The organism is Yersinia sp. 2466 StPb PI, from assembly GCF_041538325.1.
GTDB classification, from domain to species: domain Bacteria; phylum Pseudomonadota; class Gammaproteobacteria; order Enterobacterales; family Enterobacteriaceae; genus Yersinia; species Yersinia enterocolitica_E.
Map to the genome: position 1 here is coordinate 4,279,476 of NZ_JAULSL010000001.1, position 13,015 is coordinate 4,292,490.

The window sequence follows — 13,015 nt, forward strand, 5'->3', positions numbered from 1 at the left end:
ATTACCGTGGTCAGTACATTTACACTTCTATACTTACCTCTCCTTGAATTGCTTCATAGCGAGCCTTATATCAAGCCATATCTTAGGATGCTTATATTTAGGACAGCAGTAGCCTTTTGAAATAAGTGAATTTTTTAGCTAATCCAGAGTCTTAATTTACAACGGGCCTGTAACAGCCATCCATCCTATTCATTCACCGTTAGGTATTGAGAGAGTTTAAATCAATGAAGAAAAAGTCATTATTTCTTAGTGCGCTGGCATTGAGTGTCGGCTTAGGTCTCGCGTCTGTTCCAATGGTGAACGCAGCAGCTCTCCCAGCGGCAGTAGCCGGGCAGGCAGTCCCTAGCCTGGCACCGATGTTGGAAAAAGTTTTGCCCGCGGTAGTCAGTGTTCATGTGTCAGGAACACAGGCACAACAGCAACGTTTGCCAGAAGAATTCAAATTCTTCTTTGGCCCGAATGCACCCGCCGGTAAAGAAAGCAGCCGTCCATTCGAGGGGTTAGGGTCGGGTGTTATCATTAATGCCGAAAAAGGCTATGTGCTGACAAACAACCACGTTATCAATAATGCGGATAAAATTCGCGTTCAGCTCAATGATGGTCGTGAATATGATGCGAAGCTGCTAGGACGTGATGAACAAACCGATATCGCGTTATTGCAGTTAACCGATGCCAAAAATCTGACCGCGATTAAAATGGCCGATTCCGATAACCTGCGAGTGGGTGATTTTGCCGTTGCTGTCGGTAATCCATTTGGTCTGGGGCAAACAGCAACATCGGGGATTATTTCAGCCTTGGGTCGTAGTGGCTTGAATTTGGAAGGGTTGGAAAACTTTATCCAGACCGACGCCTCCATCAACCGTGGTAACTCTGGCGGCGCGCTAGTTAACCTCAATGGTGAATTGATTGGGATTAACACCGCAATTCTGGCCCCAGGTGGCGGCAACATCGGTATCGGCTTTGCTATTCCAAGTAACATGGCGCAAAACCTCAGCCAACAATTGATTGAGTTTGGCGAAGTGAAGCGCGGGCTATTGGGCATTCGTGGCAGCGAAATGACCGCTGACATGGCCAAAGCCTTTAATATTGATGCTCAGCGTGGTGCTTTTGTCAGTGAAGTGCTACCAAAATCAGCCGCATCTAAAGCAGGCATCAAAGCCGGTGATGTGTTGGTTTCTGTTGATGGGAAACCCATCAGTAGCTTTGCTGAGTTGCGGGCCAAAGTGGGCACCACGGGGCCAGGTAAAGCCATTAAAGTTGGCATGCTGCGCGATGGGAAACCGCTTGAAGTCACCGTAACCCTGGAAAACAGCAGCCCAACGTCAACTAGCGCAGAAACCTTATCGCCATCATTGCAGGGTGCATCCCTGAGCAATGGGGAAATAAAAGGGGGCAGTAAGGGCATCAAAGTTGAGAGCGTGACCAAAGGCTCACCTGCAGCGCAATCTGGTTTGCAGAAAGATGATGTGATTATTGCTGTAAACCGTGTCCGGGTTCAGGATATTACTCAGTTGCGCAAAGCCCTTGATGCGAAACCGGCGGTAATTGCACTGAATATTGTGCGCGGTGAAGAGAATATTTACCTGTTAATACGCTAATTTGCAGAAAAATCGGACACAGCACAATGCTGTGTCCGCCAAACTCATGCTATCCTCCTGTCATCCATTCATTTACGCCTTAAACCTCATGTTTCTTAAGCTATTGCGTTCTATTATTTTGGGGCTAATTATTGCCGGTGTCTTGCTGGTCGCAATACCTATGCTCCGTAGTCCGGGCCATATCTTTTCCGGCAAGAGCAATAGCATAGATGAAGAGGCTCCAGCCAGTTATAACCAGGCGGTACGCAGAGCTGCCCCTGCGGTGGTTAATGTCTATAACCGTAGCCTAAGCTCGACACAAGATGGACTGGCTATTCGTACATTGGGTTCTGGCGTAATCATGAGTGATAAGGGATATATCCTTACCAACAAGCACGTTATCAATAATGCTGAACAGATAATTGTGGCACTACAAAATGGCCGAGTATCCGAGGCATTACTCGTGGGTTCCGATGGCTTAACTGATTTAGCGGTACTAAAAATTGATGCGGTGAACCTACCAGTAATTCCAATCAATATTAATCGTGCCCCCCATATCGGTGATGTCGTGCTGGCAATTGGTAACCCTTATAACCTTGGCCAAACCGTCACCCAAGGGATTATCAGCGCCACTGGGCGTATTGGTTTAAGTGATTCCGGGCGACAAAACTTCCTTCAGACCGATGCTTCAATCAATCAGGGGAATTCTGGCGGTGCGCTGGTGAATACCTTGGGCGAACTGATGGGAATTAACACTCTGTCCTTTGATAAGAGCAGTAACGGCGAAACACCGGAAGGGATTGGTTTTGCGATTCCGACAGCACTTGCGACCAAAGTGATGGAGAAACTTATCCGTGACGGTCGAGTGATACGTGGCTATATCGGAGTTACCGGCGAGGAATATCCGCCCTTCAATGCCAGCGGCAATAGTACGGATCGGGTGCATGGGATTAAGGTCAATGACATATCAGCTCATGGCCCCGCAGTAGATGCAGGTCTGCAAATTGGCGATATCATCCTTAGTGTTAATAATAAACCGGCGACATCCGTTATCGAAACTATGGATCAGGTAGCAGAAATCCGCCCCGGCACCACCATCCCTATCTTATTGTTACGTAACGGCCAACAGATGACGGCACAAATCACTATCAGCGAGTTAGATCAAAATGCCGTGCTAGGTCATCAGACAACCCCACAACCGTAATAGTCATCTTGAAATTCGGGTAAAAAAGCAGCCAACTGCACTTACGTCGTGATAGAAGAAGAGTTTAGCCATAAAAAATGCCAGCGCGATATCATCGGCTGGCATCTGTTTTTCTTGCGTTTTAGCGGGTTTATTCGCCTTTTATACGCTCAATCTTGGCACCCAAGGCACGCAATTTATCTTCGATACGCTCGTAGCCACGGTCGATATGATAAATACGATCAACGATAGTTACCCCGTCAGCAATACAGCCCGCTAATACCAAACTGGCTGAAGCACGCAAATCAGTGGCCATCACCTGGGCACCTGATAGTTGCTCAACACCATAACAAATCACGGTATTGCTCTCGATTTCTGCATGTGCGCCCATCCGAATAAGCTCAGGCACATGCATGAAGCGGTTCTCAAAAATGGTCTCAGTGATAACACCGGTTCCTTCCGCCACCAAATTCAATAAGCTGAATTGAGCCTGCATATCGGTTGGAAAACCAGGGTGCGGCGCAGTGCGTAGCGTAACCGCTTTCGGACGCTGCCCGTGCATATCAAGGCTTATCCAGTCGTCGCCAATCTCAATATCAGCACCAGCTTCACGCAGTTTAGCCAATACCGCATCCAGCGTATCAGGCCGAGTTTGACGGCACACAACCTTACCACCAGAGATGGCCGCAGCAACCAGGAAAGTACCGGTTTCAATGCGATCAGGCAGCACACGATAAACACCACCACCCAAGCGAGCAACGCCCTCGATGGTAATTCTGTCAGTACCTGCACCACTGATTTTCGCACCCAGCGTATTGAGGAAATTAGCCGTATCGACAATTTCCGGCTCACGGGCCGCATTCTCAATTACGGTGGTGCCTTCAGCTAATGTGGCAGCACTCATAATGGTAACAGTCGCGCCAACGCTGACTTTATCCATGACGATATGCGCGCCTTTCAGGCGGCCATCGACGGACGCTTTAACATAGCCCTCTTCCAGCTTGATTTCAGCACCCAGTTGTTCCAAACCGGAAATATGCAAATCAACCGGACGCGCACCGATAGCGCAGCCGCCGGGTAAAGAAACCTGGCCTTTGCCAAAACGGGCAACCAGTGGCCCCAACGCCCAAATAGAGGCACGCATGGTTTTGACTAAATCATAAGGAGCGCAAAACTCATCCACACCGCTGGCATCAACAAAAACTGAACCAGAGTCATTACGCTCAATTTTTGTGCCTAATTGGCTGAGCAGCTTAATGGTGGTATCAATGTCTTTTAGCTTTGGGACATTTTGCAACTCTACTGGTTCTTCAGCCAGCAATGCAGCAAACATTATTGGCAATGCGGCGTTTTTCGCTCCTGAAATAGTGACTTCACCGCTTAGGCGAGTCCGCCCCTGCACACGAAATTTATCCATTGTGACCACTCTCTGTTGTCAATTCGAATTTACTGCCCGCCTTAGAACTGTCGACGCTTCGTTAAACAGCTCCCGGGCCAACAGCATTAAAAGCCGTTTAGTTTGCGATCCCGTTGCCACTCTTGCGGCGTATAGGCCTTAATTGATAAGGCATGAATACGGTTATCAGCGATATATTCCATCAAAGGCGCATACACAGCCTGCTGTTTTTTCACCCGGCTCATATCGGCAAATAACTCACCGACAGCAATCACCTGAAAGTGGCTGCCATCACCGGTAACATGCGCTTCTTGTAATGCTAATGCTTGCATCAGCACGTCTTTAATTTCGTTAGTATCCATAAGATTCATTCTATTTTAAGAGGATCGTTATTTTTAAGTGAAGCATAGCCAGCCAAACATATTAGTGGAATACGGCGAGCTCCGAAACTAAAGAAAAGCCCCTGTTTCGTTGTTACGCACAGGGGCCTTTGAATATCTTTGGCTTTTATACCCTTCTTACCTGGGTATAGCTTTTGGTATAGACGACACAGAAAGCCGCGAACTTAACTAACGAGCCATTTCTACCGGAATGATGTGCTGGAGGTTGTACAGCTCAATTAGAGTAGACAACCGATCACTGACACCAGTAATCGTTAATGAGACACTTTGTTTGCCTGCCGGTTCATGAAGAGAATGCAGTTCGCGAAAGTGCACCAGCAATGCCAGACCGGATGAGTCGACACGCTGTAATTGGCTGACATCAATATGAGTCTTACCCGCCAATAACGCCTCACGCTGCTGCCAAAGTGGTAGCAGTGTTTCACGATCTAATTCACCTCGCAGCACCAGCGTTTCTTGCTGTGACTGCCAGCTCAATTTATCTACCATAATTATTGCTTATCTAACGTAATTGGCTGTTTCGCGGCGATCAACAACTGCTTAGTCAGGCCATCAACCCCTTGCTGACGCAGGATAGAAGCCCACTCATTTTGCTTAGTACTAATCATGCTAACCCCTTCGGCTATCATGTCATACGCCTGCCAGTTACCGGTTTGGCTATTTTTACGCCATTGAAAATCTAAACGCACAGGTGGTCGGCCATTTGGATCAAGAATAGTCACGCGAATAGCAACAATATTGGCATCACCCAGTGGTTGGTCTGGTGCAACATCGTAAGTTTGGCCGTGGTACAGCGCCAATGCCTGACCGTAAGCCTGTTCCAGATATTGACTGAACGCATTGAAGTACGCTTCGCGCTGCGCAGGGGTCGCCGCTTTATAATAGCTACCCAGGACTAACGCACCGGCGTATTTGATCTGGACAAATGGCAACAGTTCTTCACGTACGATGGTGCGCAAATAGTCTGGGTTCTGTTTGATCTTAGGTTGTTCGGTTTTTAAGCGCGTGAATGTTCTTTGCGCGGCTTCATCCATCATTCGGTATGGATTAGTTTGATCGACAGCATTCGCCAGTGGTGCTACCACCAGCAACGCAACCATAAGTAAACGTTTAAACATTCAGAGACCCTCTTAAGGATGTTGAGTTGCAGGTAAGCTGCCGTTATCTGTCGGAGTGGGCGCCGCTGCCGTTGGGGCTACTGGCTCACTTGCTGGCGCATCAGAATTACCATCCCCGCCACTCTTGTACAAGAACTGGCCGATAAGATCTTCCAACACCAGTGCAGATTTGGTGTCTTGAATTATACCGCCATCTTTCAAAATAGTGGTGCCCATATCCGGGTCTTCAAAACCGACATTTAGTGCCAGGAACTGTTCACCCAATAAGCCAGAAGTGCGTACCGCCAAAGAGCTGGTATCCGGGATATGGTTATAACGTTGCTGAATATCTATCGCCACACGTGGGCTGTAGTTTTTGGTATCCAGCGTGATGTCAGCCACCCGCCCCACCACAACACCGCCAATTTTGACCGGCGAATTGGTTTTCAGACCACCCACATTGTCAAACGTTGCATAAATTCGATAAGTCGGCTGGTTGCCTACTGATTTGATATCCGCAACCTTCAGGCAGAGAAATACGACCGCCAGAATAGCAATCAGTATAAACAAACCTACCCAGACTTCACTTTTCTTCGTTTGCATCGACTCAATTCCCAAACATCAGTGCTGTCAGCACAAAATCCAATCCCAATACCGCCAGCGATGAATGCACTACGGTACGGGTCGTTGCCCGGCTAATCCCTTCAGATGTTGGGATCGCATCATAACCATTGAACAGCGCAATCCAGGTCACAGTAATAGCAAATACCAGACTCTTAATTAGGCAATTCAGTAAATCGGTACGCCACTCCACAGCATTTTGCATCGCCGACCAGAAGAAACCGCCATCGATCCCTTTCCAGTCAACCCCCACCACAGAGCCACCCCAGATACCGACGGCAACAAAAATAGCGGTTAATAATGGCATACTGATAAGACCTGCCCAGAACCGGGGAGCCACCACTCGACGCAGCGGGTCGATTGCCATCATTTCCAAACTGGAAATCTGTTCAGTGGCTTTCATCAAGCCAATCTCCGCGGTTAGAGCAGAACCGGCGCGACCGGCGAACAACAGTGCGGTTACCACTGGCCCCAACTCACGTAGCAGTGATAAAGACACCATCATCCCAAGACTGGCTTCAGCACTGTATGTGGTGAGGATCAAAAAGCCCTGTAACCCCAGAACCATGCCGATAAACAGACCGGAAACCACGATAATCAGTAGCGATTGCACACCGACGCTATAGAGCTGTTTAACCAATAATGGCCATTGTTTTCGCGGTTCAGGCCGCCCGACAAGGGCATTGAATAACATTAAACCCGCGCGACCAAAGGATGCGCTGACATTAATGCCCCTACGCCCTAAAGACGCTAACGCCTGTACTAACATGAATACTCCATCAGCCTATCTCCTTCGTATTTAAAGCTACAGGGGGTTAGCTACGATAACTCCCGAACCACTTAACCGAGTAAGTTCATCGGGGATAGCTCGCTTACTGCCTACCTGCAACTCCAATTACTTTGGGTATAACAGCTCAGTTTTATAATCACCGGCTGGGAAACGGAAAGGCACCGGCCCGTCGGCAATACCATCAAGGAACTGGCGCACCCGCATATCGTTATTGGCTTGCAACTGTTCCGGTGTTCCTTCGGCAATAACATGCTGATCGGCAACAATATAGGCATAATCAGCAATACTAAGGACTTCAGGCACATCGTGGGAAACCACCACACAAGTCACGCCTAATGCATGATTCAGCTCATCAATCAGTTTTACCAGCACCCCCATAGTTATAGGGTCCTGACCCACAAATGGCTCATCAAACATAATCAATTCAGGATCAAGGGCAATGGCCCTTGCCAGTGCAGCACGCCGCGCCATACCGCCGGAAAGTTCGGCAGGCATCAGATTAGCCGCCCCACGCAGCCCCACGGCTTCCAACTTCATCATCACCGTACTGTGCAGCAATTCCTCCGGCAAACGGCTATGTTCGCGTAATGGGAAAGCCACATTCTCAAACACGGTCAAATCAGTGAATAACGCACCAGATTGAAACAGCATGCTCATTTTCTTACGCACATCATACAAACGCTGACGTGAAAGCGCCGGAATATTATCACCATCAAACCAGATTTCACCTGCATCCGGTACAAGTTGCCCACCGATCAGGCGCAACAATGTGGTTTTACCAATTCCTGATGGCCCCATAATCGCAGTCACTTTGCCGCGGGGGACCGTCATGTTGATATCGGCGAATATCGGACGCTCACCACGGGTAAAACTCATCCCGCGGATCTCTATCAAATTCGACGACAATTGCTTCATTATCATTCGTCCCTTTAGGCCTTTAATTACTCATCCGAGCGCCAATGCTACATCAAATGGCGGCAACGAGCACAATGGGAAGTATTTTGGCAACTTATTGTCACTTTTTCGTAGCCAAAGTTGCCATAAGTTTTACTTTTCTGGCACTCACAGTCAAAATTAGGGTTAACTCAAAAAAGAGCGTAAAACGCTGTTAGTGGTTTTTACCCATGGGCTAGCTGTTTTCCACCGAAAATGGGTTACCAACAGTCAGCTTCTACCAACGGATCGGGATTATACCTAATAAAGGACTCTGCATGCCTCTTGCGATAACACTATTAATCATCGGCTTGGTCTTATTAGTGTATGGCGCTGATCGATTAGTTTATGGCGCCGCTGTGTTATCCCGTTCTTTCGGCATCCCCCCCCTTATTATTGGGATGACCATCGTCGGTATCGGCACATCGCTACCTGAGTTGATCGTTTCGGTGACTGCAGCACTGAATAATCAAACCGATATGGCGGTTGGGAATGTGCTTGGCTCTAATATTACCAATTTACTGCTGATTGTCGGTGGTGCAGCCCTTATACGCCCATTAACAGTACGATCAGAGATTTTACGCCGTGAATTACCGTTGATGCTGGTAGTGACGGTGCTATGTGGTTTCCTGCTGGCTGATAACCATCTCAGCCGTGGAGATGGTATTATTTTGCTGGTAGCAGCAGCGGCGTTTATTATTCTGATGCTGAAAATTGCCCGTCTGGCCCATGTGGAAGGCAATGACATCCTGACTCGCGAACAGTTGGCTGAATTGCCTCAAGACAGTAGCAATACCGTCGCTCTTTTGTGGTTAGTGTTAGCTTTCATTATCTTGCCACTCTCGGCCAAAATGATTATCGATAATGCCACGGTCATTGCCCGGGTCGCAGGTGTCAGTGAACTGGTTATAGGGCTGACTGTTATTGCCATTGGCACCAGTTTGCCTGAACTGGCTACTTTTATCGCTGGCGCGCTGAAAGGGGAAGATGATATGGCGGTCGGCAATATCATCGGTTCGAACATTTTTAATATTGTGATTGTGTTAGGTGTACCTGCTCTGCTCTCCCCTGGCGATATTAATCCAGAAGCTTTCCAGCGCGACTATTGGGTGATGCTCGGTGTCAGTGTGATATTTACCCTTCTTTGCCTGGGGCGTAAACATCGCATCGGTCATATGGCAGGTGCTCTGTTATTATGTGGGTTTATCGCTTATCTAGCGGTGCTGTTTTTTGCACCCTTTAATGTGGCATAACCATGTTCATTCAATGGGAACCAAGTATGTCTTCTTATGATTTACAGCCAGCAACTGATTCACCGTCGGGTATTAACTCATTGCCAAGAGTGGATTTTCAACAGGCGGGAAAACAGGTGCTGCAGATTGAGCGCGAAGGACTGGCACAACTCGATCAATATATTAATGACGATTTTGCCAAAGCCTGCGATGCAATATTTAACTGCCATGGCAAAGTTGTGGTTATGGGGATGGGCAAATCTGGCCATATTGGTTGCAAAATTGCCGCCACCTTCGCCAGCACGGGAACACCTGCCTTTTTCGTCCACCCCGGTGAAGCCAGTCATGGCGATCTCGGCATGGTCACGCCACAAGATATTGTGCTCGCCATCTCTAATTCAGGGGAATCTAACGAGATCCTCGCTCTCATCCCGGTTCTAAAGCGCCAAAAAATTCCGCTAATCTGCATGAGCAATAATCCTGAAAGTAGCATGGGTAAAGCGGCCGATATTCATTTGTGCATCAAGGTCCCACAAGAGGCCTGCCCATTAGGGTTGGCGCCGACCACCAGTACCACGGCCACCTTGGTGATGGGGGACGCGCTTGCAGTTGCATTGTTACAGGCCCGAGGCTTCACTCAAGAAGATTTTGCTCTCTCCCATCCAGGCGGAGCACTGGGGCGCAAGTTACTGTTGCGAATCAGCGATATCATGCACACTGGTGCAGAGCTCCCGCACATCAGTCCCGATGCGTCATTACGCGATGCGTTACTGGAGATTACTCGGAAGAATCTAGGTTTAACTGTCATCTGTGACGATTTGATGATGATTAAAGGTATCTTTACCGACGGTGACTTGCGCCGAATATTTGATTTGGGTGTCGATCTGAATAACGCGAAAATTGCAGATGTAATGACCAGTGGCGGTATTCGAGTCCCTCCAACCATGTTGGCTGTGGATGCACTCAACCTGATGGAGTTGCGCCATATTACCGCCGTATTGGTCGCAGATGGCGATCAGTTGCTGGGTGTGGTGCATATGCATGACATGCTGAGAGCCGGCGTGGTCTAACCGTGGACTGTCTGGTGAATAAAACAGCTAACAACGCCGCAACGTCAAGTAAGAAGAGTTTCCCAAATTAATTGGGGTTGCAGCTAGGCTGCAAACGAATGCATCCCGATGAGCTTGCATAGTCAAGTGATTCGGGTGAAAGAGAGCAGCTAACAACGCCGCAACGTCAAGTAAGAAGGGTTTCCCAAATTAATTGGGGTTGCAGCTAGGCAGCAAACGAGTGCATCCCGATGAGCTTACACTAGTAAGTGATTCGGGTGAAAGAGAGCAGCTAACAACGCTGCAACGTCAAGTAAGAAGGGTAAAATGAGCGACACCGTATATCAGGACACATGCTATGGACCAGTAGCCGACACTGTGATGTCACGTGCGGCGAAAATTCGCCTACTGATTTGTGATGTCGATGGTGTGATGTCCGACGGCCTGATTTATATGGGTAATCAGGGCGAAGAGCTGAAAGCTTTCAACGTGCGTGATGGCTATGGTATCCGCTGCCTGATAACCTCAGGTATTGAAGTAGCCATTATTACTGGCCGTCGCGCAAAATTACTGGAAGACCGCGCCAACACCTTAGGCATTACCCACCTTTATCAAGGGCAATCTGATAAGCTGGTGGCCTATAACGAATTGTTGGTAGCATTAGCATGCCAGCCTGAGCAGGTTGCTTATATTGGGGATGACCTGATTGATTGGCCGGTCATGGCACAAGTTGGGTTATCTGTTGCAGTCGCGGATGCCCATCCGTTACTTCTTCCCAAGGCACATTATGTGACGCGAATCCATGGCGGGCGCGGTGCAGTACGCGAGATATGTGATTTGATATTATTAGCTCAAGATAAACTTGAAGGTGCCAAAGGATTGTCGATATGAGTAAAACAAGACTATGGATAACATTATCCTTGGCACTGATTGCTTTGGCATTGATTGGCTGGAATATATCCGGCTTTAATCAGCAGGACACGCAAACCGTGGCCACTGATAATGAGCCCTCTTCGCAGAGCCAGCATACTGTGACCGTGGTATTCAATCCGGTCGGGCAATTGAATTATAAATTGGTGGCTGAAGACGTACAAAACTTCAGCACTCAAGAGTTAACCTGGTTTACCAAACCGGTCATGACTCTGTTTGCGGAGAATGCAGTCGCTACTTGGACAGTGCGCGCCGACCGCGCCAAATTGACCAATGATAAGATGCTGTATTTGTATGGTCATGTTGAAGTTGATAGCCTGACACCAGACGCACAGTTACAAAAAATTAAAACCGATAACGCCCAGGTTAATTTGATCACTCAGGATGTATCCTCAGACGATGAAGTTACCCTCTTTGGTGTTGGATTCACATCTAACGGCATGAAAATGCGTGGGAACTTGCGGGACAAAACCGCTGAGCTGATTGAAAAGGTTAAAACCTCTTATGAAATCCAAAAATAAACTTCGTCATTTTTTGCTTGCCAGTTCACTTTTGGCCGCAAGCCTGCCCGCTCTGGCGTTAACGGGTGATACTGATCAGCCCGTCACGGTTGACTCCGTTAAACAAGCGTTAGATATGGAGGCCAATACTGTCACATTTACCGACAATGTGGTTATCAAGCAAGGTACCATTGAGATTAAAGCTGATAAAGTCGTGGTTACGCGCCCAGGCGGTGATCAAAGCAAAATGGTCATTGAAGGTTATGGTAATCCAGTCACTTTCTACCAGATGCAAGACAGTGGCAAACCCGTAAAAGGCCATGGGCAGAAACTGCGTTATGAAGTCGCAAATGATTTTGTGGTGTTGACTGGCAATGCTTATCTGGAGCAACTTGATAGTAATATCAAAGGTGATCGCATCACTTATCTGGTGAAAAAACAGCAGATGGAAGCCTTCAGTGATAAAGGCAACCGCGTCACCACCGTGTTATTACCGTCCCAATTACAAGACAAAGGGCCAGCAGCTTCAGGCCAAAAGAAGAGTAAGTAATCATTTATGGCAACATTAATCGCAGAAAAGCTGGCTAAGGCGTACAAAGGCCGTAAAGTGGTCGAAGACGTAAGCCTCAATGTGAAATCCGGTGAGATAGTGGGCCTGCTTGGGCCGAACGGCGCAGGGAAAACTACCACTTTTTATATGGTCGTCGGCATTGTCCAGCGTGACGCCGGGCGTATTGTGATTGATGACGAAGATATCAGCCTCTTGCCTCTCCATGAACGCGCTCGTCGCGGTATTGGTTATTTACCGCAAGAAGCCTCTATTTTCCGCCGCCTGAGTGTATTTAACAACTTAATGGCGGTGCTGGAGATCCGTAAAGACCTCTCTGCTGAGCAGCGTGAGGAACGGGCTGATGAATTAATGGAAGAGTTCCATATCACCCATTTACGTGACAACTTGGGGCAATCGCTTTCCGGTGGTGAACGCCGCCGTGTTGAAATAGCCCGTGCACTGGCGGCAAATCCTAAGTTTATTCTGCTGGATGAGCCTTTTGCCGGGGTTGATCCGATTTCCGTTATCGATATTAAAAAAATTATTGAACATCTACGCGACAGTGGTCTTGGCGTTCTTATTACCGACCATAACGTGCGTGAAACGTTAGACGTCTGTGAGCGGGCTTATATCGTAAGCCAGGGTCATTTAATCGCTCACGGTACGCCACAGGAAATCCTGGCTGACGAACAAGTTAAGCGTGTTTACCTCGGTGAAGAATTCCGTCTCTGACCTTTTTCCAATACCCAATAGATT

The 13,015-nt window shown here is 48.1% G+C and carries 15 protein-coding genes; 8 read left to right on the forward strand and 7 right to left on the reverse strand.

Going from position 1 to position 13,015, the window contains the following annotated elements; all coding sequences use genetic code 11:
- Positions 1–224: 224 nt before the first annotated feature.
- Together degQ and degS are read left to right on the forward strand one after the other, a co-directional pair.
- Positions 225–1,598: a serine endoprotease DegQ gene (gene degQ / locus Q2T72_RS19355; protein ID WP_083162284.1), complete on the forward strand. Its 1,374-nt coding sequence runs from the start codon at positions 225–227 to the stop codon at positions 1,596–1,598.
- An 88-nt stretch (positions 1,599–1,686) separates the two neighbouring features.
- Positions 1,687–2,781 carry an outer membrane-stress sensor serine endopeptidase DegS gene (gene degS, locus Q2T72_RS19360; protein WP_083164037.1) on the forward strand — a complete coding sequence of 365 codons (1,095 nt, stop codon included), beginning with the start codon at positions 1,687–1,689 and terminating at the stop codon, positions 2,779–2,781.
- Between the two features lie 130 nt (positions 2,782–2,911).
- Here the strand turns inward: degS and murA are convergent, their stop codons facing one another.
- From murA to mlaF, 7 genes are all read right to left on the reverse strand, one after another.
- Positions 2,912–4,177, reverse strand: coding sequence for a UDP-N-acetylglucosamine 1-carboxyvinyltransferase (murA, locus tag Q2T72_RS19365; RefSeq protein ID WP_372560438.1), 1,266 nt, complete (start codon positions 4,175–4,177; stop codon positions 2,912–2,914).
- 86 nt (positions 4,178–4,263) lie between these two features.
- The gene (gene ibaG, locus Q2T72_RS19370; protein WP_004710915.1) at positions 4,264–4,518 is read right to left on the reverse strand and encodes a BolA family iron metabolism protein IbaG; all 255 of its coding nucleotides are present in this window, start codon (positions 4,516–4,518) and stop codon (positions 4,264–4,266) included.
- 207 nt (positions 4,519–4,725) lie between these two features.
- Positions 4,726–5,046 carry a lipid asymmetry maintenance protein MlaB gene (gene mlaB, locus Q2T72_RS19375; RefSeq protein ID WP_083162280.1) on the reverse strand — a complete coding sequence of 107 codons (321 nt, stop codon included), beginning with the start codon at positions 5,044–5,046 and terminating at the stop codon, positions 4,726–4,728.
- A gap of 2 nt (positions 5,047–5,048) precedes the next feature.
- Complete coding sequence (gene mlaC / locus Q2T72_RS19380) at positions 5,049–5,675, reverse strand: phospholipid-binding protein MlaC (RefSeq protein ID WP_372560437.1); 627 nt, start codon at positions 5,673–5,675, stop codon at positions 5,049–5,051.
- Positions 5,676–5,687: 12 nt separating this feature from the next.
- Positions 5,688–6,257 (reverse strand): outer membrane lipid asymmetry maintenance protein MlaD, encoded by a 570-nt coding sequence (gene mlaD, locus Q2T72_RS19385; RefSeq protein WP_083162276.1) that lies wholly within the window; start codon positions 6,255–6,257, stop codon positions 5,688–5,690.
- Between the two features lie 4 nt (positions 6,258–6,261).
- Positions 6,262–7,044 carry a lipid asymmetry maintenance ABC transporter permease subunit MlaE gene (gene mlaE, locus Q2T72_RS19390; protein ID WP_083162274.1) on the reverse strand — a complete coding sequence of 261 codons (783 nt, stop codon included), beginning with the start codon at positions 7,042–7,044 and terminating at the stop codon, positions 6,262–6,264.
- Positions 7,045–7,170: 126 nt separating this feature from the next.
- Positions 7,171–7,980: a phospholipid ABC transporter ATP-binding protein MlaF gene (gene mlaF / locus Q2T72_RS19395; protein ID WP_372569696.1), complete on the reverse strand. Its 810-nt coding sequence runs from the start codon at positions 7,978–7,980 to the stop codon at positions 7,171–7,173.
- A gap of 296 nt (positions 7,981–8,276) precedes the next feature.
- Here mlaF and Q2T72_RS19400 point away from each other — a divergent pair, with 296 nt between their 5' ends.
- The 6 genes from Q2T72_RS19400 (at position 8,277) to lptB (ending at position 12,991) form a co-directional block, all read left to right on the forward strand.
- The gene (locus Q2T72_RS19400; RefSeq protein ID WP_102970525.1) at positions 8,277–9,251 is read left to right on the forward strand and encodes a calcium/sodium antiporter; all 975 of its coding nucleotides are present in this window, start codon (positions 8,277–8,279) and stop codon (positions 9,249–9,251) included.
- 26 nt (positions 9,252–9,277) lie between these two features.
- The gene (gene kdsD, locus Q2T72_RS19405) at positions 9,278–10,300 is read left to right on the forward strand and encodes an arabinose-5-phosphate isomerase KdsD (RefSeq protein ID WP_227746579.1); all 1,023 of its coding nucleotides are present in this window, start codon (positions 9,278–9,280) and stop codon (positions 10,298–10,300) included.
- Positions 10,301–10,606: 306 nt separating this feature from the next.
- Positions 10,607–11,170, forward strand: coding sequence for a 3-deoxy-manno-octulosonate-8-phosphatase KdsC (kdsC, locus tag Q2T72_RS19410; protein WP_083162270.1), 564 nt, complete (start codon positions 10,607–10,609; stop codon positions 11,168–11,170).
- Positions 11,167–11,730, forward strand: coding sequence for an LPS export ABC transporter periplasmic protein LptC (gene lptC, locus Q2T72_RS19415; protein WP_083162268.1), 564 nt, complete (start codon positions 11,167–11,169; stop codon positions 11,728–11,730). The genes kdsC and lptC overlap by 4 nt, the downstream gene beginning before the upstream one ends.
- Positions 11,714–12,259 (forward strand): lipopolysaccharide ABC transporter substrate-binding protein LptA, encoded by a 546-nt coding sequence (gene lptA, locus Q2T72_RS19420; RefSeq protein WP_050087620.1) that lies wholly within the window; start codon positions 11,714–11,716, stop codon positions 12,257–12,259. Before lptC ends, lptA begins: the two co-directional genes overlap by 17 nt.
- Positions 12,260–12,265: 6 nt before the next feature.
- Complete coding sequence (gene lptB / locus Q2T72_RS19425; protein WP_372560432.1) at positions 12,266–12,991, forward strand: LPS export ABC transporter ATP-binding protein; 726 nt, start codon at positions 12,266–12,268, stop codon at positions 12,989–12,991.
- Positions 12,992–13,015 lie beyond the last annotated feature (24 nt).